Raw genomic sequence first — 21284 nt, 5'->3', positions numbered from 1 at the left:
CGTCACAGCCCCCTTGTCCGCCATAGCGCGCTAGGCCCACCGCAGCGCGCTAATCCTCGCCGAGAGAAGCGGCCCAGTCGACGGCTACCGATTCGCCGTGGTCGACGGTGAAGAAGGCGACCTCCAGGTGCTGCCCCAGGTCGACAAGGCTGATGGCGGCCAAGGGAACAGGCTGGACAAGGCGCACGTGCCAGGGTTTCGGCTCGTCCCACGCGCGCAACTCCATGTCCAGGCGCAGCACCGGGTCGTCTCGGCCGCCGTAGTCGGCCGCGACCGGTGCTGCGGCCAGCACGGTGGCGTCGGCGCGTCGGCCGTCGGACAGGATCTTCGAGATGCTCACCCGGCCGGCCTCCTCGATATCCGGCACGTACAGCACCAATCGGTCGCGATCGCCGGGATCGACCCGACAGCAGACGACATCGGCGGGCTGCATCCATTCCAGGTCGTCCTCGCGCACGCGCTGGCACACCCTGGTCTCGTAGGGCAACGCACCTTCGATCTGCACCCGTACCCAGAACACATGCCCGGGCTCCTGGCGTCGCGGCCGCACGCCCAAGATCGTTGCCGAGCCGAAGGTTCCCCGGATCAGCAGCTCCCGCCGCTGCGCATCCGACATCGATCCGGCGCGTAGTCCGAAATTGCGTGGCCGCCCACTGCGCAGTCGCCACCCCGAGTTAGCCGACGCCATGTTCATGGGCGTCAACGTTAGCTGGAGTGTGGTCAGCGACACAGCAATACCACCGACTACCCTGTGTGCCATGACCACTGCGTTCCCGACGATTCCCGACGATCTCAAGCCCGCCGACGGACGATTCGGCTGTGGCCCCTCCAAGGTGCGGCCCGAGCAGTTGCAGTCCCTTGTCGACGTGGGCGCCTCGGTGTTCGGAACCAGTCACCGGCAGAAACCGGTCAAAGATGTGGTCGCGCGGGTGCGCGGCGGACTGCGCGACCTGTTCGCGCTGCCCGATGGCTATGAGGTCGTGCTCGGTAACGGTGGCACCACCGCATTCTGGGATGCCGCCGCGTTCGGCCTCATTCGCGAGCGTTCGCTGCACCTGACCAACGGTGAGTTCAGCTCGAAGTTCGCCTCGGTGGCCAAGGGCAACCCGTTCATCGGAGACCCGATCGTTATCTCGGCCGAGCCGGGCAGCGCCCCGGAGCCCGTGTCGGACGCGTCGGTCGACCTGATCGGCTGGGCGCACAACGAAACCTCCACCGGTGTCGCCATCCCGGTGCAGCGCCCCGCCGGATCGCAGAACGCGCTCATCGCCATCGACGCCACCTCCGGCGCCGGCGGTCTGCCGGTGAACATCTCCGACTCCGACGTCTACTACTTCGCGCCGCAGAAGTGCTTCGCCTCCGACGGTGGCCTCTGGGTCGCGCTGATGAGCCCGGCCGCGCTTGCCCGTGTCGAGGAAATCAAGGCCTCGGGTCGCTGGACGCCCGAATTCCTTTCGCTGCCTATCGCGATCGACAACAGCACAAAGGACCAGACCTACAACACCCCCGCGCTCGGCACCCTGCTGCTGTTCGCCAACCAGATCGAGTGGCTCAACAGCAACGGCGGCCTGGACTGGGCGGTCAAGCGGACCCTGGATTCGTCTTCGCGGCTGTACTCGTGGGCCGAGTCGAGCGAGTACGCCACGCCGTACGTCGCAGACCCCGCGCACCGCTCACAGGTCGTCGGTACCATCGATCTCGCCGACTCGGTCGATGCCGCTGCCGTCGCGAAGGTGCTGCGCGCCAACGGGATCGTCGACACCGAGCCCTACCGCAAGCTCGGGCGCAACCAGCTGCGCGTCGGCATGTTCCCCGCTATCGACCCGGAAGACGTCAGCCAATTGACACGTAGCATCGACTACGTCGTCGAAAAACTGGGCTGAGGTCCGCGACACGCCACACTCGACACGCCGCGCCGGAAGGCGCGGCGAATCGAACAGAGCAGATTAGCGGGGTATGGCGGGTTATTGCCCGATTTCCGCCCCGCGTGTCTTGCCCCGAGATCATCAGTAGTGCACTACTGTTTCGGAAAGTGGGCGGTGTCGCGAGCCGACGCGATAAGGAGGTAACGGTGCGTGAGCTTCGAGTGATCGGGGTGACGCCCGACTCCACGCACATCGTGTGCATCGACACCGAGACCGGCAACAAGTACCGGCTGCCCGCCGACGACAAGCTTCGAGCCGCGGCCCGCGGCGACCTTGCCCGATTCGGCCAGATTGAGATCGAAATGGAAGCAACTATGCGTCCTCGCGATATTCAAGCTCGCATCCGTGCCGGAGCCTCCGTCGACCAAGTCACCGAAGAGTCCGGGATGCCGGCGAGCCGGGTCGAGCGTTTCGCTTATCCCGTGCTGCTGGAGCGGGCCCGCGCCGCCGAACTTGCCCAGAAGGCACATCCGGTCCGTGCCGACGGCCCCGCCGTGGAAACCCTGATCGATATCGTCACCGCCGCCTTCGCTGAGCGCGGACATAATATCGAGGGCGCCGAATGGGATGCCTGGAAAGACGAGAAGGGCTTCTGGGTTGCCCAACTCCAGTGGCAGAACGGCCGTTCCGACATCACCGCGCATTGGCGCTACCAGCCCGACGCGCACGGCGGCTCGGTGTCGCCCCTGGACGACCCCGCCTCCGATCTGATCGATCCCGACTTCGGCCGCGCGCTACGCGGCCTGGCCACGATCCTGCCGCCACAGGCCGAGCTCGAGGCGCCTGCCGCGCCCGAGGCGCCGGTGGAGCCTCGGCCTGCCGAAGCCCGCCCCGTGGAGACCCGCCCCGCTCGGGAATCCACGCCCCCCGCCGCGCGCACCGCGACCAGGCAGAGCCAGCCGATGCTCGACGAGTACTACGACCAGCGTTCGGTCGTCGCGGGCGGCGGCAGCGCCGCGATTCCGGCTACCACCGGCACCAACGCGATTCCGGCCGCCGCGAACACCAACGCCATCCCTGCCGCCGGTGCCACCGCGGCAGCCGCCGCAGCAGCAACCGGTGCGGCGCCCGCCGCCGGTGGTGGTTCGACCACGGATAGCCCCGCGCCGAGCGTGGGCACCGCCCCGTCCACGCTCGCCCCGTCCACGCCCGCCGCGCCCACGACACCGGCCGCTCCGAAGGCGCCCGCGGCGTCCACCGAGGAGAGCCCCAAGCCCAACAACGGCAAGGCAGCCCCCGCGAAGTCCAACCGGACCAAGCGCGGCAAGGCCCCGATGCCGTCCTGGGAAGACGTGCTGCTCGGTGTCCGCAGCTCCGGTCACTGAGCGTGGCGGCCACTGAGTTGTCCAGCCACATAGCCCTTTTCGCAGTCGCCTGATACATACGTTCGATGCGCCTCGCGCATTTGTCGGACACCTGCCGAATGCGGTCTCGGCGGCTAGTTTTCACGCAATCGGGACGGTTTCCGGCACCTTCACCATGTTTGCCAGCGCGACCACAGAGGTTGCTGGATACTATTTGTGGCGAATTTCTTGGGCCGCTGGCGTGTTCGCAGGCGGAAGCTGCGCACTTCTCGGCCAAGAGCGAGTAGATTTTCGGTGTGCGTCGAGTGGTTTGTCGGCGTTGGGCGGTTCGCGGTGACGAAAGTTTTCGAAATCACCGAGAGTTGCTAGAAGTTCGCGGAACTGGCTCGTGCAACTATCGGGAGGTGCCGGAAATGCTGTCCAAAGCTTCTTCCCTCTGGTACGTCGACGCACCCGATCCGTTGGCGGTGCTCCGCGCCAACCACGACCCCGACCCGGATGCGGCGCTCGCCCTTGCCAAGCAGCTGCACGCCGATCACGATGTCTTGCCGATCATGGTCGGCACACTCGGCGGTTGCGGGGGTCCGGACCTCGACGAGGTGTACATCGGCTGCTATCCCGGTGTCACCGTGGTGTGTTCGACCCAGGCGGCGTTGGTGCATCCGACGGCGTTGCCCGAACTGCTCGTCCGGCCGCTGGCGTCGGAACACACCTATCTCGTCGCGTTCGACACCGCGCACGGCTGGGGTGCGTTCGCGCACTGGGAACGTGGCGAGTTCCGTCGCGCGTTCAGTTCGACGCGAGTGAACATCCTCGAGGACGATGGCCTGCCGCTGGTGTGGGAGCGGCCCTATTGGGCGGGCGAACACCCGGTGCTGTGGTGCCCGGGCGATCTGCCGAATCCGCAGACCCTGCCGTTCGATCCGCCCGAGTTCGCCGATGCCGCCAATCACCAATGGCTCGGATTCCACTATCGCGCTCCGGCGACCGAAGGCGTGCTGGTTCCCGGCGATATCTCGGTGTGCGGGTTCACCCTGTATCCGAAGGGTCAGGCACCGGATCCGGCCACCCTGGTACCCGAGGACAGTGAATCGGACCTCGAGGCAAGGCCACGGCGCGGTCTGTTCGGTTGGCTGCGTGGCCACGACCGCGTCTCCTGACGAGCTTTACCCAGCCAGGCTCATGAGCAGCAGCGCCAGCCAGCCGAGCAGCACACCTGCCGCTGCGCCCGCGAGCACCCAGCGGGTCACCGGAGCGAAACGCCAGCGCCAGGCTGTCGGTGTGGCTCCGCCTGCCGCGACAAGGTTTACGACGACCGAGAGTATCGGATGCACCTGCGCCAACGCCTGGCCGAACGAATACACCGCGACCGCCGTCAGCAGCGCGACCATGCCCGCGACAGTGAGCCCGGCGGCCCACGGCGTCGGGTCCTGGTAAGGCGGATAGGGCCGATACGCCCCGTTCGGCAAGTAGTTCACGACCACCCCTCGTTCACGATGTCCGCACCCGTTCATAGAACGCCATGGCCGCCGCGGTGGCGACATTCAACGAGTCGGTACCGGGCGACATCGGAATTCTGGCCCGGATATCGGTGGCCCGCATGGCTTCCTCGGTCAGCCCCGGCCCTTCCGCGCCCAACAGCAAGGCCACCCGCTCCCCGGTCATCGCCGTCGCCAAATTCACCGCCGCTGGGCTCGGCGTCAGTGCGATGATCTGGAACCCCTTGTCTCGCAGCATATCCAGTCCGCCCGGCCATTGTGGAAGTTGCGCGAACGGCACCCGGAGTACGTGACCCATCGATACTCGCACCGCCCGCCGATACAGCGGGTCGGCGCAGCGATCCCCGAACAGAATCGCCTCGGCACCCAGCCCTGCCGCATTGCGGAACATCGACCCGAGGTTCTCGTGATCGTTGATCCCCTCCAGCACCGCGACCGTCCGAGCGCCCTCGAGCACCTCGGCCACGGTCAGCTCGGCAGGCCGTCGCGCCACCGCGAGTACGCCCCGATTGAGATGAAACCCAACCACCTCGGCCATCACGTCGGCGCTGGCCCGGTAATACGGCACGTCGACACCGTCGAGATCATCCACAAGATCTTCGCGCCGCTTGTCCACCCCGAGCAACGCATCGGGCCGAAACCGCGAGGCGAGCATCCGCTGCACCACGACAACTCCCTCGGCAATCACCAGCCCCTTGCGTCCCGGCAGGTCCGGCCGCCGGTCAGCGGACTTGAGGTCACGAAAGTCATCGACCCGCGGATCAGCGGGGTCGACGATATCGATCACTTCGGCCACCACACCATCCTGCCGGGCAGGATCCGCAGCGCCGCAACCGGATCTATCCTCGCGCGGCAGCGGCGCCCGATGAGACCTCCGAAACGAGCACTACCTGGAGGGTCGACACCTCGGGCTCCGGCCGCGTCGTGAGCAGCATGAACTGGGAACGAGCGGCGGGTTCGCCCGCGGCCGGTTCCACTACGGACTCGACAGAGGCTTCCAGTAGTCGATAGCCGGGGGCCTCGAGGACCCTGCCGAAGTCACCATTCGACTCATGCGCGGCTCGCCTGACGTTCTGAATCGCGTCGAAGAGCGCCTTCGACGGGCGGGTGCCCGGATTCCACAGCATCGCATGCCACGGCCGTCGGCAGCTCAGATCGATTTCTTTCCACTCGGTGGTCGAATCGTCACCGGCGAGCCGGTACATCAGGTGAAAGTCTTCGACACCGGGATTCGGACCGAAGAACCGCCAGTCCGGGGCGTGTGGGAGGCGATTCCCGAACCTCGCGAGCACGCGGTGCCGATCGGGCAGGTTCTCGATCAACGTCAGCAAGATATGTGTCGCAACGACACTGGTCGCCAGCACTGTCCGGAGCTTGTCACGGCGAGTGGTCATGATTGCCGAGCCCCGTCCCTTATCAGCGCCGCCACCTGCGACGCGTGCTCCTGTCTGCCGATGATCGACCGGTGCGCCGATCCGAGCACCACACTCATCGGCGCACCGAGCCGACCGGCCAGTGATTCTTGGGAGCGACGATGCGCATCCGGTCCGTCAGGCCCGTACTCCGCGGCGACAACCTGTACTCGACAGGGCAGTGGATGCGTCGCGGCATCGGCACTGGCGGCATATCGGCGCAGCTCGCGCTGAGCGTTTCGGATGTTGCGCGTATCGATCGAGAAATCCCCGAACGCCCTTTGCACACCGGCACGGTAATCGACCTCCCGCAGAAAAGGATTGGCGATCGCCAGCGTCCCGAGGATGCCGCCGAGGTACTCGAGTAAGAACGACTGCTCGACCTTGCCGCGCCGCTCCGGCGAATCGAACATCACCGCCAACTCGGCCGCGTCCGTGCTGTCGATCAAGACCAGTTGCCGAACCCTGTTGCGAAGCCAAGGGAACCGGGTCACCGCGTCCACCGCGATCAACCCGCCCAGCGAATGACCGACATAGACGATCCGCGGATCGGAGGCCTCCCGCTCGCGCAGAATTGCTTCGATGATCTCGCCGGGTTCGTGCCGAGTTCTCGTGGCACCGTAGCCCGCGCGATGATAAACCAGCACGTTGCACGTACCGGCAAGCTCGGTGGCCAGCCAATCCCAGCCCTCCAGTGGTGCGCAGAGACCGTTCTCGCAGACCACCGTCGCGGTTGCCGTGCCACGCGCGCGCAGATACCGGTATTCGACGACGCCATCGTGTGTCGGGAACAGTGAATTTCCGGCCGTTCCCGAACGGCGAGCCGAGCGAGCGCTGCCGCGTCGTGCGGCCGCCACGACCGACGACGTCGCGGTCAATAGTCCGAAGGCGCCCAGGGCCAGCCGGTCCACCGCCATATCAGATCGCTTCCGTGTGGTCGCGAGTATCGAGAGCGGTCAGGTATTCGACGGCGGGATGCGTCGCCGTGAAGGCCCAGAAGAATCTAGGTATCCCCATGAAATGCGCCGTCGCCAGGTGAAACAGTTTCGTGAACCGCAGCGCTATCCGTGCGGCGGGCGCGGGCAGCAGATAGATTATCGGAAACGCGGTCTCCCATACGATGGTGAACCAGCACATCAGAAATCCGATGGCGGGTCTACGCTCGACGATCCGGGATACATCCGCACTTCCGTACGCGGACGTTCGCATCACCAGACCGAATGCTCGTCCGGACCGCCAGTCGTCGGAAACCAATTTGATCAGACCCGAAGCGCAGTATGCGAGGGCCGCCTGCGCATTGATCGATCGCAAGAACAGATCATCTCGGGCACGCATATCGGGAACAACCCCTGATATCGCGTCATACAGGGTGATGACCTGCTGCATCTGATCCGCGCCGTCCCACCCGTACACATTCCGCCGCCGCGCGACCGCGGTGCCGAGCAACTGGACGACCGCCGTAGCCGTCCGTACCCGTGGATTCCCGGACGCGACCAACGACGCGCAGCCGCACAGCAAACCGGTCACATCCAAGACGACCGGGGTGCGCGGATTCTCGATCAGCGCGCCGACCCTGCCCGAAATCGGACCACGCATCGCGGTGGCAATACTCGCCCTGCTGTCGAGCAGTTCGCGATGTCGGCGGCTACCGTTCCTGCGCAGCCCTTCCGCGCAGCTCGAGATCTGTCCGATCGCGGCAATCCGACGCACTCGCTTCGCCTGTCGGTGCGCAGATTCGATCGACATTTTCTCTCCTTTCGTACGCGGTCAGGCCTGCAGCAGCGGTCGTCGTTATCCGATATAGCTCGTGACGATCTGGCCTTCGATGGTCACTCCCGTCATCGTGACGAAGGTAGTCAGCGTCATCGACGGAAATTGATCATTCTGCGCCATCAGGCCGGGGCCGACATTCGTAAATCCTTCGTTTACGGCATCCGCGAGAAGGCCATTCTTGTATCGCATATATCTATCCCATTCTGCTATAGGGGGAAGCACGGACATTCCATTCAACCCCTATTCAGGGGTATGGAAACAAGCTAGACAGAACCTCATAGTGACGCAATTTCCTGCGATATAGATCGGACTTTTCCGCTGCTAGGGCGCACAATTCGGGTGTCCGGTTCGGACAGCATCCCCGCGTTGGATACCAGAATCTGGTGTGATTCAGAGAACCGAACGGTCGATGAGATAACGTAGCAACCCCGCCGTCTGGGCGAACCGGCCCGGATTCCACCCGACATAGGCAATCGAATCGTGCAGGCGCAGCAGGATGCGCAGCACCACCATACGATTCCAGTCCACATCGAGATCCCGGCCGTAGCCCTCGATCAGGGCATCGTGCAAGGCGCCGAAACTGTCGGCATCGATGAGTTCCGCCAGGTGCATTTCGCACAGTTCCCCGAGCAACCAGCCCACATCGAAATACCAGGGCGCACCCCCGAAGTCCTCACCCGACAACAGGTCCACACCATCCCGCTCGGCATCCGGCACGATCACACCCAGCCCAGGCGCACCATGGGACAAGACCATCTCGGAGGCCGTGAGCAGGTCCACGCACCACGAATTCAGCAACACCATCCGAGCAGCCCCGAGCGCACCGGACAACCGCTGTTCCGCATAGGCCGCTCGTGGGGTTCGAGCCCGACCGGACAGCCAGTGCCGCAGCCGGACAACCGCTTTGGGTGGGTCCGAGGTCGGCGCTGGGTTTTCGTGCATGGCTCGCAGCAGCGCACCGGTGCCCCGCAACGCCGACCTCAGCTCCGTGGGTGTCGCGGGCTCCGCCAATAGGCTCGCAGCCGAGCGATGGTCGCGCACCCCACGGTAGATCCGCGAGTCCCCCGTGCCACCGAAAACCATTCGCGCATTCTCGATTTCCCCCAATGCGAGCCCGCTGTGTTCGATCGACGCGAAGGGGGCCGGCGCCCACAACCCGGGAGTACGCCGCCAGACGTACCCGTCCTGATCCGCGCTGATCACGGTACGCAGCAGACCCGTGCCGTATTCGTCGACGAGGGTGTCGTTCACAGTGCCCTCCAGTCGATCGTGTTCAGTCCCACCGCGCGTTCCCGCTTATCGAGCTCGTGACGGCAAGCCTCCAGTCTCCGCAGCACATCGGGCAGTGCCGTAGGCACCCATCCGTCCATGCGACCGGTCGTCAAACTCTTACCTTCGCGCGGCGGCATCAGGACGATATTGTCCCGTTCCGCCAGCGTGGCCCAATGCCTGCGCAGCGCCGCGCTGTCGAGCCCGCCCGGTGGCAGTGCGGGCGCGATCGCGATCGGCGCCGAACTACATTGCGCGGCAAGCAAGGCCGGACTGTCGGCCATACCGAGCGCAAGCCGCGCGATGAACTGCATGGTGGCGGGATAAACCAGGATGGCTTGCGCCCATTCGCACAGCTCGACGTGGCGTGCGGTCACGGCGTCCGCGGGCCATTCGTCGATCAGGACATCGTCATGAATCCGTAGGGCCAGCGCCTGTCTGGTCACGAACCGCTGCGCCATCCGCGTTACGACGATGGTGATCTGCAACTCGGGATAGGTCTCCCGGAGCCAGGTCACCCAGAACGGCATGGCGGTCGCCGACGCGGAACCCGTTATCACGAGCAGCATTCGAGAGATGCCCAGTTCCGGCGGACCGGCGACCACGGCGTCCTCGGAGCTGCCGCCGGTGTCCTGGTGACCCGACCCCAACATGGGTGATCAGCAGTTGTTCTCGTAGGTGCCGGTCACAGTGATCGACACGGTGAGCACACTGACACCGCATGCCGTCGTCGTCGCAGGGATGTCCACCGTCGTCACATCGGCCAGATCGGCAGCTGGCCCGTAGGTCCGGTAGCCGGACAGCAGCTCCGAAACAATCCGTGAATTCATCTGATTGATCCTTTCTACCGGGATGCCAGGCGGATGGATTTCGAGATCTGTTGCCAGGCGAAGTATTTCTGTGGTTCTGTGCAAACGGTATCCGGACATCGCCCCATCGAAGTAGCGAGGATTGTCGCGCCGCGGCGAACTCCGCAGGCCACCGCACCTCAATTCATGTCCGCTCCGGACACCGAATCAGCTGCTCGTGCCAGGACATTCACCGCTCTGGCCTTGCAACGGACACCGCGCGCGCGACACCTTGATGTCGGTAGTGGCCGGCACTACACGGCTCCGACAGGTTGTTTCTGTCGAAATCCGACAATGAAAGGCATCATGTCCGCAATAACCATCGCACGACGCATTGCCGTAGCCCTCAGCACCTTAGCAGTCGCCGGTGTAGCCATGTTGGCATCCTCTGCCGACGGCGGCGGCGAAAAGCCCCACGCCGAAGGCTTTCCGACAATCTGCCAGATGCAGCCGCCACCGGTTGTGATGCCACCAGAGTGCTGAGACCTGCCGGCTGACACGGCGGATAAGCGGACCGGACAATCGTCGATTGCCCGGTCCGCTTGTTTACGGAGGGAATTCGTAACTTGCCAGATTGGAAAGCTCCAGATTCGCTTTCCGAATTGGAAAGAAGCTCGAGTGTCCGGTCCGGACACCTGAATAGGGGTTTCGACCAGCCAATTGGCGTGCGCAGGAATGTATTCGGTGTTGTCACCCGCGCGATCCCGTTTGTAGGCTTTGCCTTGTTGTTGATCGAGATGCAGAGCGGGATTTATAGCAAACTTGCCGGAGAGCATCCGGCAGCGATTCACCTCACCGTGGATGCTCACCTGATTCGAGATCACCGACAGATCAATTGCGGGACCGGTTCACTGACCATCGTCAGGCCCCGCGATCCGAACTCGCCGCCGATCCTGGCGAACGAGACACTCTGAGGTGAAAAGGGTTGCGCCAACACGTTCCGCCGCCACCTCGGACAACCACTCACAATGAGGAGAACCACCATGTCCAAGAGCGCTTCGATCCTGAACCTGATGGCCAACTACAGGTCCTACGCCACCCCGAGCGAGTTGAACATCGCGATGGCGTCCGACGCTCCTGCCACGACCGCCATCTGTGCCGTCAGCGTTATCACCAGCGCCGCGAGCTCGCCGGAGTGCGCGGGCGGAGCCGTTTCGCTCACCACCGGCATTTCCTACGAACTGACCTGCTGACATGAGGAAGTCCCTGGCCATCACCGAACTGCTGGCAAGCTACCAAACCTACAGCTCCGCCGCAGAACTCGAGTCGCCGACGAGGACCGACGCACCGGCAACCTCGGCCCCATGCGGTGCCATATCCGCAAGCTGGGTGACAGGTCAGCTCATTTCCGAAACCGTCGACGGCGGCTGCTGACCACTCAGGGGTGTGTGCGGGGTCGAGCCCCCGCACACACCCTCGGCGACAGCACGGTGTACTGCGCGGTATCAACCGCTACGTAACCCGGCTGGATTCTTACCAACAGGCCCGCTAACCGGCCTCAGCAAGGAGTAACCCACATGAAGAAGTCCCTGGTCATCACCGAACTGCTGGCAAGCTACCGAACCTACAGCTCCGCCGCAGAACTCGAGTCGCCGGCGAGCACCGACGCACCGGCAACATCGGCCCCCTGCGCCTCGGCGTCCATCAGCTGGGTATCCGGACAGCTCATTTCCGAAACCGTCGACGGCGGCTGCTGATCACCGCGAGCCGTGTGCGGAGTCGAGCCTCCGCACACGGCTCCGGCCGAACAACTAGTGACAGAGGTGACAGAGGTGACTGGGCTGAAATCAGCACGGCAGCTGATCGACATGGCGGACATGGTGCGTCCGTCCGCGCTGCGCGCGGCGGCGACACTCCGAATCGCCGACCATATCGCGGCGGGAACGGCCACCCCCGCGGCGCTGGCGTCGCGAACGAATTCACGGCCGGATGTCATGGAGCTGTTGCTCGACTACCTGGTCGAACTGGATGTGCTGAGTGGCAACACGATCGAGGGTTTCGCGCTGACCGAGCTGGGGCAAGCGCTGCGCGATGAACATCCGGCGTTGGTGCGAAGTTCGTTGACCATGGACGGCCTGATCGGCCGATCGGACGCAGCGCTGATCAATGTCCTGCACACGATCCGAACCGGCGAGCCTTGTCACGCATCGGTATTCGGGCAGTCGTATTGGGACAGCGTCAATGAGGATCCCTCGTTCCAGGATGCGTTCACGCCAAGACGGTACGACGGTTTGGACGCACTCGGCTGGGATACGGCGATGATCGTCAACGACTACGACTGGAGCGCCGTGCGGCATGTCGTGGATGTGGGCGGCAATACCGGCGTGATCTTGACCGAGCTGGCCAAGCACCATACCCACCTGCAAGGGACGCTGCTCGATCTGAAGAATGCCGCGACAGTCGCCGCCGATACCTTCGCCGCCAACGGCCTGAACGACAGATGCGAAGCGGTTGTCGGCAGCTTCTTCGATCCCCTGCCGTCCGGTGCGGACGTGTACCTGCTGTCGGCCATCCTGGCCGATTGGGGTGACGAGGACGCTATCGCGATTCTGCGGCGCTGCGCCGAGGCCGCAGGGCCGCAGGGCAAGGTGCTGGTCGCGGATGTGAATCTCGTGCTGCCGGGCGCCGGTCAGCGGTTGTGGATCCGTGCGACGATGCCGACCCCGGTACGCACGGTGACGGAGTTGAAGGCGTTGGGCGCCGCGGCTGGACTGCGTGTGACGTTCGAGGGTCCGGTCACGCCGGTTCGGTCACTGCTCGAATTCTCTCCGACCGCAGCAGGATCAGCCGAGTGAACACGTATTCCATTGCGCGGCAGGTGCTGTCGTCGCGGGCGGACCGGGGCATGCCGTGACCACACCGAACCTGGTTCGGGAGTATGGCACCGGCCTGCTACGGACAACCATCGTCCGCGAGCACGACGGTTACCGGTGGACCCGACGACCTGGGCCGCTGGCCCCCGTGCCATTCGCTTCCGAGACGCGCGGAATTTCGCTGAGGGAGGTCCCGGCACTCGACGGTGCACGGCTTGTGCTCGGCGAAGGCGGTGCGCACGAGCGCAATTACCGCGCCGACGGGCATGAGTCGGTGGCGGGATCGATCCTGCGCGGCGGGCCCGACAGGGAACTCGCCGAGCAACTGCGGGGCGTCGGTCGGCTACTGCGGGCGATCCATGAACACCCCTGCCCCGAAGAGAGCGCCCCGGCGCGGGGGGTATCGAGGCTGAACGACTGGCTCTCGGGCCGGGCGAGCTCTCCGGTGGCAGCACACGCGGCGCCCCTGCTGGAGCAGATTCTCGGCGACCGGCTGGCACTGGTACGCGACTGGTGCCTCAAGTTGCATACGGATTCGCTGGTGTGTTCACACGGTGCGGCAGGGCTTGGATCGGTGATCCGTGGCACAGACGCCACTGCGACGTTCCTGCTGACCGGGGAGGACGTCTGTGCCGCGCCCTGGTATCTGGATATGGGCTGGATCGTCGGTGAGCTGGTGGAGTTCCGGTGGCACCTGACCGAACAGGACCCGACATCGTGGGAACTCCTGCTGGATGCGCTGTTCGACGGGTACGGCCGAGACCTCGGCCGGGACTGGTCCGTGCTGGCCGCCTTGCGGATGCTGTTGCACGTCCACGACTTCACCGCCTACGTCGACTGGAGCGTCGACACCGCCGTGCGGCGGTTGCACTACATCAAGTTTCTGATCGATCTGTGAGCCGGAGCGCCGCTGGTAGGAGCTCCGAATCCGCCAAACCACTTTCCATCTTAGAAAGTGAATGTTAGGCTTGACGACATGGAAAGTAACGAATCCTCCTCCCTCACACCGGACGTCGCTCGATCGGCACTGGACGGGGTCGCCCAGGCACGCCAGCGAATGACCGGGCGCCTCATCGCCCCAGCGTGGTACCACCCGGCCACAGGGCTGTCGGTGGCCGGCGCGTTCGCCTCGGCCGGCCTGCCGCGGGAGTTCATCCCCTTCGGCGTCATCTTCGGTATCGGCCTCATTCCGACCGCCCTGTCCCTGATCGTCCGCCGCGTCAGCGGTGTCGCATTCGACCGCTATATCGCTACCCCGACCGCACGCAGGCTGCTGAGTATTTATGTGGCCCTGCTCGGCGTACTGGCCGCCGCGACCATCGTCCTGCGCTGGGGAATGGACCTGCGCTTGGCCCCAATCGCCTGTGCGGTCGTGGCCTTTCTACTCACTCTCGCGACAGGATTGGCCGCCGACAAAGCGCTGACACGGAGCGCACAGAGCTGATGACTGTCGAGCCGGTCTTCGACGAGGTCATACATCCGGCCAACCGGCTACAGATTTGCGCCATCCTCGCCGCGGCCGACGCCGTGGAGTTCCGCATCGTGCGCGACGCCATGAGCGTCAGCGACTCGGTTCTCAGCAAGCAGATCAAGGTTCTAGACGAAGCCGGATATGTAACTATCAGCAAGCTGCCAAAGGGTTCCCGTGTTCGCACCTGGCTCGAACTCACCGTGTCCGGACGCGCCGCGCTGGACGGTCACCTCGCCAAGCTGAGGCGAATCACCGAAATTGCCGAAGGTCTTCGGCCGCAACAGTATTAGAGATCCGATCACAATCGACCTACCGACCGGGGGATGATCAGACATGAACACCGACTCGACCGCAGTTCCTACCGTAGACGACGTCCGACGCCGGGTTCTCGAGCGACGCGAGCGGCACCACAACCGTTCCGTGCCGATCCGAGCCCTGGTCGTCGTCGGCGGCATCGCACTTGGTGTCGCCGCGGTCGCCCTGTTCTGGGCACCTGAGCTCGGTTTGCCATTACTGATCGTGAGCCTCCGGCTGCTCGCCCTCGAATTCGATCGCGCGATACCCGCGCAGGTCTGGGCGGAGCGGCGGCTGATCCGGGTGCGCGCCTGGCTGAAGGGCGACTCCCGCGCCAAGCAGATCACGATCTGGGTGGTGGTGGGACTCATCGCCGCCGCGGTCCTGCTGCGCTTCATGTGAGTGGTTCCCGTTCGTCTCGGTGTCCGCTCCGGACACCCGAGACCAACGCCGTGACCAGGTGCGAGATCCCGTAGAGCCGGGTGTTCGGTTGTACCGCACCGAGGCCGATGGATAGACTCCGCCCGGTCACCGCAGGATCCGGGGGGAGGGACGAAAAGCGTTGTCGCAGTTGAATTCAGAGCAAGGGCCCGGCCCGATTCGCCGTACACTTTCCAACGGGCTTCGGGTAGTCATCGACAGCACGGCCCGTATCCCACGCGTGGCGACCGCCGTGCACTACGGCGTGGGATTCCGTTCCGAGCCACCGGCTCGGGAGGGCTTCGCGCACCTGTTCGAGCATCTGATGTTCCGAGGCAGCGAGAATCTGCCGGAGGGCTCCTTCTATGACCACATCGTGCCGTTCGGTGGCTCATCCGGCGGTACCACCCATCAGGACTACACCGACTTCTTCCAGGTGACGCCGGTCGCCATGCTCGAGCGCGCGCTGTTCGCCGAGGCCGATCGGATGCGCGCCCCCGTATTCACGCCGTCGGCGCTGGCCGTTCAGTTGGATGGCATCGAGCAGGAGATCCGCGAGGCGATATCGGATCCGCCGTACGGCGGTCTCCGGTGGCCGCTGTTGCCCGCGGCGCTGTATCGCTCATACGCCAACGCCCACAATGGTTATGGACGTATCGAGGACCTGCGCGCGGTGCCGTTCGGCGACTTCGAAGACTTCCACCGCGATTACTACGCGCCGAACAACGCCGTGCTGACCGTCGTCGGTGGAGTCCGGCCGCAATCGGTACTGGCCATGATCGAGCGCCATTTCGGCGACATACCCCCAAGGCCCATCGCCGCGATTGCGAACCTCGCCGAGCCGGACCAGGAGGCCGACCGCTGGCTGCGACGGACCAGGCCGGATGTCACCGCACCCGCGGTCGCGCTGGGGTACCGCCTGCCCGACCCAGGCATCTCGACCACCGCCTACCTGGGACATCTGGCGCTCGCCGAGATCGTCCGTGCCACAGCGCCGATCGCCGTTGACGCCGGGTGCGGACTGTTCGGACCGTTCGACGCCCGTGACCCGGACGTTTTCATCGTGGTCGGCATGACGGAACCGGATGTGCTGCGGAACATGGCGGAGCGCTACTGGTCGTTGCTGTCCTGCGCATCGCAGGTGGCGGAGGTGCTCCCGCGCGCCCTTGCCGATCTGATCCTCGAGCATCACCGTCGGCACGCCGATCTGCAGGATCGCGCACGGGCTCTGGGCAGGTTCGAATTGCTGTTCGATGACGCCAGGCTCCTGGACGGGCTACCCGGCATGATCGCGACGCTGGCCGCGGAAGACATCGCCCGCGCGGCGCAACACCTCGGCAACTCGTCGAAGGCGGTGGTGGTCATCGAGCACGGACCTGATAGCGACCCCACTGCCTCGGCCGTGGCCATCGCAAGGAGTTCGGAGTCACCGTGCCGCGAGCCCGAGCCAGCGGTTCGCCGCGAAAGCAGGCCGCTGCCCGCACCGATCCTCCAGCCCGATCCCACCTTCGCCGGATACGCGGAAACGCTGCTGGACAACGGACTTCGAGTGATCGCCATCCGCGATGACAGGGCTCCCGTCATCGAGGTGCGATTGCGCTGCCCGTACGGTGCGGCGGTCGGGCCCACCCACACCGGGATGCGGATGACCAGCGACAGCGAATGGCTCGACATCTCGGCCGCCGCCGCCGCAGGACTGGACGACCTGCTGAGCAATATGGCCGCGGCTGTATCAGAATGTGTTCCGCCGCCTGCGTCGCCTCTCGGATCCGGCCCAGACGCGGTGCTGCGTCACCACTGGTCGATCGCCGCGCAGCAGTCGCGGCCGTCACCGCGTGGCTCGGTTCTGGTCGCTGTCGGCGATCTCGATCCGGACTACCTTCTCCAGCAGGCACATACAGCCTTGAGTTCATGGGCGGAACCGGCATGGAGGTTCGCCCCCTGGCGCGCCGACGACGTGATCATCGCCGCGAACCCCCATCCCGGGATCGAGCTTGCCTGGAGTTGGAGCGAACCGGCGCAGAATACCGGTAGCCCGGCCCGGTACCTCGCGATCGCGGTCGCCGGCATCCGATTCGCCGAGCGCATGAGCGAGGTGAGCGGAGCGTGGGTGACTCCAGGGCGCGATGTCTTCCTCGGGCGGCCGCGAATGTTCCTGAAGGCGAAGACTTCCCGGGCTGAACTCGACGCCGTAGTCGCGCTGACCGCGGCGGAGGTACGGCGTGCACTCGACGAACCGCCTGGCACGCCTGATATCGACCTGGCCGCCGCGTACTGCGGTGGTCAACTGCTCGGCTGTTTCGATTCGCCGAGCCGACTGGCGGACGCGGTCCGACTCACCGCCGCCGCGGGGCGAGAGCCGAACTGGCTGCTGCGGCTGCCGGAACGACTACGGGCGGTCACGCGCGACGATATGGCGGTCGCAATGGACGAGCTGTTCGGATCATCCGCGCGAGTACTGGCGGCTACGGGGAGCGTAGCGGGGCTCGAGTTCCAAGAAGTCACGCTGATGCAGCATCCAGGGAAGCGCCACTTCGTCTCGGAAGCCACGAATGACACTGAGCTTGTTGGCAATCCATCACTTGCCAAGTTAGAAAATTGACGCTACGTTTTCCATAATGGAAAGTGGGGGGCGGCCAGTGCTCGCATCGATGGAATGCCAATGCTCACAGTCGGTCAGGCAATCGGGGGAACAACAGTGATGGACGACGAATCGATACACGCAGATGTCACACTGCGGGTCCGCGGGCTGCGAATGCGCTATGGCACAACAGATGTGCTGCAAGGAGTGGATTTCGAAGCGCGACGCGGCGAAGTGCTCGCACTGCTCGGGCCCAACGGGGCGGGAAAGTCCACGACCATCGAGATTCTCGAAGGATTCCGGCTGCGTTCAGCGGGCGAAGTCGAGGTGCTCGGCGTCGATCCCGCCCGGGCCGACAATCTGTGGCGGGCACGGATCGGTATCGTCCTACAGTCCTGGCGCGACCACGGCAAGTGGCAGGTCCGTGACCTGCTGGCACATATGGGCGACCACTACCGCGACTACTCCACCGAACAGCGCACCCGGCCTCGCGATGTCGACGAACTGATCGAAGCCGTCGGATTGCAAGCCCATGCGGGCAAACAGATCTCCACCCTCTCCGGCGGTCAGCGACGACGGCTCGATGTCGCCATCGGCCTGGTCGGCAACCCCGAGGTTCTGTTCCTCGACGAGCCGACCACGGGGTTCGACCCCGAAGCGCGGCGCGAATTCCACAATCTGATCCGCGGATTGACGCTGTCGGACACCACAGTTCTACTGACCACGCATGATCTGGACGAGGCGGAGAAGCTGGCCCATCGCGTGGTCATCCTTGTCGGCGGACGCATCGTCGCAGACGGGGCCGCCGTGGAGCTGGCCAGGAAAATCGCCGCCCTCGACGAGGTGAGCTGGACGTTCGAAGATCGACACCATTCCGAGAAGACCTCGGACAGTACGGAATTCGTGCGCAACCTGCTGACGACGCACGGCGGTGCGATCACCGATCTCGCGATCCGCAAGGCCGATCTCGAGGACACCTATCTCGCCTTGGTGCGGGCATCGGCTCCCGAAGTTGAAATTGAACAAACGGCGGAAGGGTCGACCCGATGAAGACATGGCGCTCCGTGCTGCGCAATGGATTTCGACGCGGCCGGATCGAACTGGGATTCACCTTCGGCAGACGACGCGATCTGCTGAATCAGGTGCTCATGATCGCGATCCTGGTCGTCGTCATTTTCATGCTGCGCGATCGGACCGGCGAGAGCACCGGCGGATCCGTCGGCGCGTTCATCCTGCCGGGCCTGCTGGCTTTGACGTTTGGCACCACCGGCATGAGCGGCATCGCGCAGGCCCTCGCGGTCGAGCGGGAGGACGGCACCCTGTTGCGAGCCAAGACCTTGCCGGGCGGCATGCCCGCGTATCTCATCGGCAAGGTCCTGGTGTCATCCGGCAGCGCACTCATCGGCGCACTCGGCATGTTGGTGCCAGCGCTCGCCTTTCTCCGCGGGCTCGCGCTGAACACGCCCGGGGCTTGGGCGACACTCATCCTCGTCGCCGCGCTCGGCCTGGTGGCCACGCTGCCGTTGGGCGCGATCATCGGGTCGCTGGTGAGCAGTCCCCGCAGCCTCGGCGTGATCATGCTCGTGACTATGGGCATTTCCTCGCTGTCGGGGATCTTCTTCCCGCTCTCGGTGCTGCCCGGCTGGCTCCAGGTCGTCGGCGAGGCTTTCCCGGTCTACTGGATCGGGCTCGGCCTGCGCTCGGCGATACTCCCGGACAGCGCTGTCGTGCACGAGCTCGGCGAGTCGTGGCGAACGGCGGAGACGTTCGGGGCGCTGGCCGCGTGGGCCGTGCTCGGTCTGGCCGTCGCCCCGATCGTGCTCCGGAGAATGGCTCGTCGCGAATCGGGTTCGGCGGTCGAGGAACGCCGCGCCAGAGCACTGGCGCGAACCGTGTGAACCACTCGTTTGTCATGATGTAAGGCCAGGACTAGACTTTCCATCATGGCAAGCCAGGATGCCCGTCCAGCCGTGTTCGATGAGATCATCCACCCCCCGAACCGGCTGCGACTGTGCGCGATTCTCGCGGGCGCAGACCTGGTCGAATTTGCGACGGCCCGCGATGTACTCGATGTCAGCGACTCCGTGCTGAGCAAACAAGTGAAGATACTGCGCGACGCGGGCTACGTGCGCGTGGTGAAAAAGGTGCTGCGCTCCCGTCCGCAGACATGGCTGGGTCTGACCGCGAAGGGCAAGCGGGCACTGAACGGGCACCTTGCCGAGCTCAACAGACTTTCCGCCCAGGTCAGCGGCGACCTGTAGCGGCAAATTGCCACGGCCTGAGCCCATGGTGGCGACCGACTTCGGGACCTGGAGTGTCAGGCCGGATCAATCGCCATCTCCGATGTCCGGACCGGACATCAGAAAAGCGACGGTGAACAGCTGAAAGTGCTGTGCCATAGCAATTTTCGATATCCTCCGCACACTACCCTCCATTAGTCTCCGCATCGAACTCCGAAACGGTTCGACAAAGGGGAGCAATGGTGTTGCGACAGTTGGATTCCGACACGAATACGGGCGCGCGGGGCATCGCCGCCGCCGTCACGCCGACTTCGGAACCGATGGGTTCGAAAGGAAAAGATCCCGCCAAGGGTGGGTACGAACCGATTGATCTCGACCGCGTGCCGGCAGTGAACGCCTTGCTCGAGCGCATAGGCATCGGCGCCTTCGACCCCACCTCGGTGAGTGCGCCCGTCGGACGAAACAATGCCTGGTCCGGCCGGACAGTCGAGGGGCGCGAAGTCTTCGTCAAACAACTGATCGGATCCGCCAGGGATCTTGACCGGCGGATGGCGAGAATTCTTGCGTTCGAATCCTTCTCCACCCGCCTTCCGGAAGGTGCGTTGCTGAGTCCCGCACTGCTCGGGTCGGACTCCGAGGCCCGCATCGTGGCGTTCGACCTCGTCGAGGATGCGCGCACCGGCGCCGAACTGATGGTGGACGAGGAGTTCTCCACCGATCTCGCCGCCGAGGTGGGACGCAAGATCGCGATGCTGCACACCGGCGCCACCGACGCGGAGGATCTCGATCGGTCGGTCGTGCCGTTCCCGTCGGTGACCATGCTGGAGGGAATTCCGCTCGAAGTATTCGAGAACTCCAGTGCCGGAACCATCGAAACCTGGCGGTTGCTGCAGAACGACGCCGAACTGATCGACGGGGTACGACAGCTACGAACTTGGGAAGCCGCCGCACCGAAGGTCCCGGCGCACTGCGATTTCCGCGTAGATCAGCTGCTCATCTCCGATCGTGGTGTCCACATCACCGACTGGGAGGAGTTCCGCGTCGCGGACGGTGCGCGCGATGTGGGCGCCTTCGCAGGCGAATGGCTGTACCGCTCGGTGCTCGACATCGTCACCATTCGCGGCGATTCGGAATTCGCGGAATTCGAACTGACCCACGAGACAATCCTCGAACGCGGCGCCGAGAAGCTCGCGCGCTTGGTACCGCTGACCGAAGCCTTCTGGGCGGCATATCAGGACGTCCGCCCCCAACTCGACGATCAATTCATCACGCGAGCAACCGCTTTCGCAGGGTGGCATCTGCTCGACCGGCTGCTGGCCATCGCTGACATGGCGGCACGACTCAATGGCATATCGCGGGCCGCCGCTGGCATCGGACGCGGAGCGCTACTGGCCCCCGATCGGTTCGCTGAAGCTATCGGACTCGCATGAGTCCG

Annotated in this window: 27 protein-coding genes; 16 read left to right on the top strand and 11 right to left on the bottom strand. The window is 64.8% G+C overall.

The features are described 5' to 3' along the window. Positions 1–49: 49 nt before the first annotated feature. On the bottom strand, positions 50–694 hold the full coding sequence (locus ACLMAJ_RS31105) for a hypothetical protein (RefSeq protein ID WP_412017426.1): 645 nt from the start codon (positions 692–694) through the stop codon (positions 50–52). A 64-nt stretch (positions 695–758) separates the two neighbouring features. Between ACLMAJ_RS31105 and serC the strand changes: the two genes are divergently transcribed. The 3 genes from serC (at position 759) to ACLMAJ_RS31090 (ending at position 4389) form a co-directional block, all read left to right on the top strand. Next, complete coding sequence (gene serC / locus ACLMAJ_RS31100) at positions 759–1883, top strand: phosphoserine transaminase (protein WP_412017425.1); 1125 nt, start codon at positions 759–761, stop codon at positions 1881–1883. A gap of 188 nt (positions 1884–2071) precedes the next feature. Further along, complete coding sequence (gene sepH / locus ACLMAJ_RS31095) at positions 2072–3250, top strand: septation protein SepH (RefSeq protein WP_412017424.1); 1179 nt, start codon at positions 2072–2074, stop codon at positions 3248–3250. 392 nt (positions 3251–3642) lie between these two features. Further along, positions 3643–4389 carry a DUF6928 family protein gene (locus ACLMAJ_RS31090; protein ID WP_412017423.1) on the top strand — a complete coding sequence of 249 codons (747 nt, stop codon included), beginning with the start codon at positions 3643–3645 and terminating at the stop codon, positions 4387–4389. Between the two features lie 6 nt (positions 4390–4395). On the opposite strand, the gene ACLMAJ_RS31085 is transcribed toward ACLMAJ_RS31090, so the two are convergent. The 10 genes from ACLMAJ_RS31085 to ACLMAJ_RS31040 all read right to left on the bottom strand — a co-directional run bounded on the left by ACLMAJ_RS31085 (position 4396) and on the right by ACLMAJ_RS31040 (position 10854). Then, positions 4396–4707, bottom strand: a complete 312-nt coding sequence (locus ACLMAJ_RS31085; protein WP_412017422.1) for a DUF2537 domain-containing protein — start codon at positions 4705–4707, stop codon at positions 4396–4398. A 13-nt stretch (positions 4708–4720) separates the two neighbouring features. Continuing rightward, a complete protein-coding gene (locus ACLMAJ_RS31080; RefSeq protein WP_412017421.1) occupies positions 4721–5524 on the bottom strand; it encodes a TrmH family RNA methyltransferase in 804 nt (267 codons plus the stop codon). A gap of 43 nt (positions 5525–5567) precedes the next feature. Further along, positions 5568–6122 (bottom strand): hypothetical protein, encoded by a 555-nt coding sequence (locus ACLMAJ_RS31075; protein ID WP_412017420.1) that lies wholly within the window; start codon positions 6120–6122, stop codon positions 5568–5570. Then, positions 6119–7057: an alpha/beta fold hydrolase gene (locus ACLMAJ_RS31070; protein WP_412017419.1), complete on the bottom strand. Its 939-nt coding sequence runs from the start codon at positions 7055–7057 to the stop codon at positions 6119–6121. The genes ACLMAJ_RS31075 and ACLMAJ_RS31070 overlap by 4 nt, the downstream gene beginning before the upstream one ends. Position 7058: 1 nt before the next feature. Then, a complete protein-coding gene (locus ACLMAJ_RS31065; RefSeq protein ID WP_412017418.1) occupies positions 7059–7886 on the bottom strand; it encodes a hypothetical protein in 828 nt (275 codons plus the stop codon). Positions 7887–7931: 45 nt separating this feature from the next. Continuing rightward, on the bottom strand, positions 7932–8102 hold the full coding sequence (locus tag ACLMAJ_RS31060) for a hypothetical protein (RefSeq protein WP_412017417.1): 171 nt from the start codon (positions 8100–8102) through the stop codon (positions 7932–7934). Positions 8103–8303: 201 nt separating this feature from the next. Continuing rightward, positions 8304–9164: a hypothetical protein gene (locus ACLMAJ_RS31055; protein WP_412017416.1), complete on the bottom strand. Its 861-nt coding sequence runs from the start codon at positions 9162–9164 to the stop codon at positions 8304–8306. Beyond that, positions 9161–9835, bottom strand: coding sequence for a flavoprotein (locus ACLMAJ_RS31050; RefSeq protein ID WP_412017415.1), 675 nt, complete (start codon positions 9833–9835; stop codon positions 9161–9163). Before ACLMAJ_RS31050 ends, ACLMAJ_RS31055 begins: the two co-directional genes overlap by 4 nt. A 6-nt stretch (positions 9836–9841) precedes the next feature. Beyond that, positions 9842–10012, bottom strand: a complete 171-nt coding sequence (locus ACLMAJ_RS31045) for a hypothetical protein (protein WP_412017414.1) — start codon at positions 10010–10012, stop codon at positions 9842–9844. 272 nt (positions 10013–10284) lie between these two features. After that, positions 10285–10854, bottom strand: coding sequence for a hypothetical protein (locus tag ACLMAJ_RS31040; protein WP_412017413.1), 570 nt, complete (start codon positions 10852–10854; stop codon positions 10285–10287). 159 nt (positions 10855–11013) lie between these two features. Here ACLMAJ_RS31040 and ACLMAJ_RS31035 point away from each other — a divergent pair, with 159 nt between their 5' ends. The 13 genes from ACLMAJ_RS31035 to lxmK all read left to right on the top strand — a co-directional run bounded on the left by ACLMAJ_RS31035 (position 11014) and on the right by lxmK (position 21279). After that, positions 11014–11223 (top strand): LxmA leader domain family RiPP, encoded by a 210-nt coding sequence (locus ACLMAJ_RS31035; RefSeq protein WP_412017412.1) that lies wholly within the window; start codon positions 11014–11016, stop codon positions 11221–11223. 1 nt (position 11224) lies between these two features. Then, a complete protein-coding gene (locus ACLMAJ_RS31030) occupies positions 11225–11404 on the top strand; it encodes a hypothetical protein (protein ID WP_412017411.1) in 180 nt (59 codons plus the stop codon). Between the two features lie 143 nt (positions 11405–11547). Continuing rightward, complete coding sequence (locus tag ACLMAJ_RS31025; protein WP_412017410.1) at positions 11548–11727, top strand: hypothetical protein; 180 nt, start codon at positions 11548–11550, stop codon at positions 11725–11727. A 75-nt stretch (positions 11728–11802) separates the two neighbouring features. After that, positions 11803–12825 (top strand): methyltransferase, encoded by a 1023-nt coding sequence (locus ACLMAJ_RS31020; protein WP_412017409.1) that lies wholly within the window; start codon positions 11803–11805, stop codon positions 12823–12825. Between the two features lie 55 nt (positions 12826–12880). Next, the gene (locus ACLMAJ_RS31015; protein WP_412017408.1) at positions 12881–13741 is read left to right on the top strand and encodes a hypothetical protein; all 861 of its coding nucleotides are present in this window, start codon (positions 12881–12883) and stop codon (positions 13739–13741) included. A gap of 78 nt (positions 13742–13819) precedes the next feature. Further along, positions 13820–14287: a hypothetical protein gene (locus tag ACLMAJ_RS31010; RefSeq protein ID WP_412017407.1), complete on the top strand. Its 468-nt coding sequence runs from the start codon at positions 13820–13822 to the stop codon at positions 14285–14287. Then, a complete protein-coding gene (locus tag ACLMAJ_RS31005) occupies positions 14287–14604 on the top strand; it encodes a transcriptional regulator (RefSeq protein ID WP_412017406.1) in 318 nt (105 codons plus the stop codon). Before ACLMAJ_RS31010 ends, ACLMAJ_RS31005 begins: the two co-directional genes overlap by 1 nt. A 43-nt stretch (positions 14605–14647) precedes the next feature. Then, entirely contained in the window at positions 14648–15010 is a 363-nt protein-coding gene (locus tag ACLMAJ_RS31000) for a hypothetical protein (RefSeq protein WP_412017405.1), read from the top strand. Positions 15011–15170: 160 nt separating this feature from the next. Next, the gene (locus tag ACLMAJ_RS30995; RefSeq protein WP_412017404.1) at positions 15171–17630 is read left to right on the top strand and encodes a M16 family metallopeptidase; all 2460 of its coding nucleotides are present in this window, start codon (positions 15171–15173) and stop codon (positions 17628–17630) included. A 60-nt stretch (positions 17631–17690) separates the two neighbouring features. Beyond that, positions 17691–18659: an ABC transporter ATP-binding protein gene (locus ACLMAJ_RS30990; protein ID WP_412017403.1), complete on the top strand. Its 969-nt coding sequence runs from the start codon at positions 17691–17693 to the stop codon at positions 18657–18659. Next, positions 18656–19507: an ABC transporter permease gene (locus ACLMAJ_RS30985; RefSeq protein ID WP_412017402.1), complete on the top strand. Its 852-nt coding sequence runs from the start codon at positions 18656–18658 to the stop codon at positions 19505–19507. Before ACLMAJ_RS30990 ends, ACLMAJ_RS30985 begins: the two co-directional genes overlap by 4 nt. Before the next feature lie 45 nt (positions 19508–19552). Then, positions 19553–19870 (top strand): transcriptional regulator, encoded by a 318-nt coding sequence (locus ACLMAJ_RS30980; RefSeq protein WP_412017401.1) that lies wholly within the window; start codon positions 19553–19555, stop codon positions 19868–19870. A 218-nt stretch (positions 19871–20088) separates the two neighbouring features. Continuing rightward, the gene (gene lxmK, locus ACLMAJ_RS30975; protein ID WP_412017400.1) at positions 20089–21279 is read left to right on the top strand and encodes a class V lanthionine synthetase subunit LxmK; all 1191 of its coding nucleotides are present in this window, start codon (positions 20089–20091) and stop codon (positions 21277–21279) included. Positions 21280–21284: the final 5 nt, after the last annotated feature.

The organism is Nocardia arseniciresistens (genome assembly GCF_046764875.1).
GTDB lineage: Bacteria > Actinomycetota > Actinomycetes > Mycobacteriales > Mycobacteriaceae > Nocardia > Nocardia arseniciresistens.
Note: the sequence above shows the minus strand (reverse complement) of the source record. Positions and strands in the feature narration are given on the sequence as shown.

Bases quoted from the DNA above. Each gene is read 5' to 3' on its own strand.
- ACLMAJ_RS31050 (WP_412017415.1), bottom strand. From the start codon at position 9,835: ATGTTGGGGTCGGGTCACCAGGACACCGGCGGCAGCTCCGAGGACGCC.
- ACLMAJ_RS31045 (WP_412017414.1), bottom strand. From the start codon at position 10,012: ATGAATTCACGGATTGTTTCGGAGCTGCTGTCCGGCTACCGGACCTAC.
- ACLMAJ_RS31025 (WP_412017410.1), top strand. From the start codon at position 11,548: ATGAAGAAGTCCCTGGTCATCACCGAACTGCTGGCAAGCTACCGAACC.
- ACLMAJ_RS31035 (WP_412017412.1), top strand. From the start codon at position 11,014: ATGTCCAAGAGCGCTTCGATCCTGAACCTGATGGCCAACTACAGGTCC.
- ACLMAJ_RS31070 (WP_412017419.1), bottom strand. From the start codon at position 7,057: ATGGCGGTGGACCGGCTGGCCCTGGGCGCCTTCGGACTATTGACCGCG.
- ACLMAJ_RS31000 (WP_412017405.1), top strand. From the start codon at position 14,648: ATGAACACCGACTCGACCGCAGTTCCTACCGTAGACGACGTCCGACGC.
- lxmK (WP_412017400.1), top strand. From the start codon at position 20,089: ATGGTGTTGCGACAGTTGGATTCCGACACGAATACGGGCGCGCGGGGC.
- ACLMAJ_RS31060 (WP_412017417.1), bottom strand. From the start codon at position 8,102: ATGCGATACAAGAATGGCCTTCTCGCGGATGCCGTAAACGAAGGATTT.
- ACLMAJ_RS31065 (WP_412017418.1), bottom strand. From the start codon at position 7,886: ATGTCGATCGAATCTGCGCACCGACAGGCGAAGCGAGTGCGTCGGATT.
- ACLMAJ_RS30990 (WP_412017403.1), top strand. From the start codon at position 17,691: ATGCTCACAGTCGGTCAGGCAATCGGGGGAACAACAGTGATGGACGAC.
- ACLMAJ_RS31090 (WP_412017423.1), top strand. From the start codon at position 3,643: ATGCTGTCCAAAGCTTCTTCCCTCTGGTACGTCGACGCACCCGATCCG.
- ACLMAJ_RS30985 (WP_412017402.1), top strand. From the start codon at position 18,656: ATGAAGACATGGCGCTCCGTGCTGCGCAATGGATTTCGACGCGGCCGG.
- ACLMAJ_RS31075 (WP_412017420.1), bottom strand. From the start codon at position 6,122: ATGACCACTCGCCGTGACAAGCTCCGGACAGTGCTGGCGACCAGTGTC.
- ACLMAJ_RS31010 (WP_412017407.1), top strand. From the start codon at position 13,820: ATGGAAAGTAACGAATCCTCCTCCCTCACACCGGACGTCGCTCGATCG.
- ACLMAJ_RS31105 (WP_412017426.1), bottom strand. From the start codon at position 694: ATGAACATGGCGTCGGCTAACTCGGGGTGGCGACTGCGCAGTGGGCGG.
- ACLMAJ_RS30980 (WP_412017401.1), top strand. From the start codon at position 19,553: ATGGCAAGCCAGGATGCCCGTCCAGCCGTGTTCGATGAGATCATCCAC.
- ACLMAJ_RS31030 (WP_412017411.1), top strand. From the start codon at position 11,225: ATGAGGAAGTCCCTGGCCATCACCGAACTGCTGGCAAGCTACCAAACC.
- ACLMAJ_RS31005 (WP_412017406.1), top strand. From the start codon at position 14,287: ATGACTGTCGAGCCGGTCTTCGACGAGGTCATACATCCGGCCAACCGG.
- serC (WP_412017425.1), top strand. From the start codon at position 759: ATGACCACTGCGTTCCCGACGATTCCCGACGATCTCAAGCCCGCCGAC.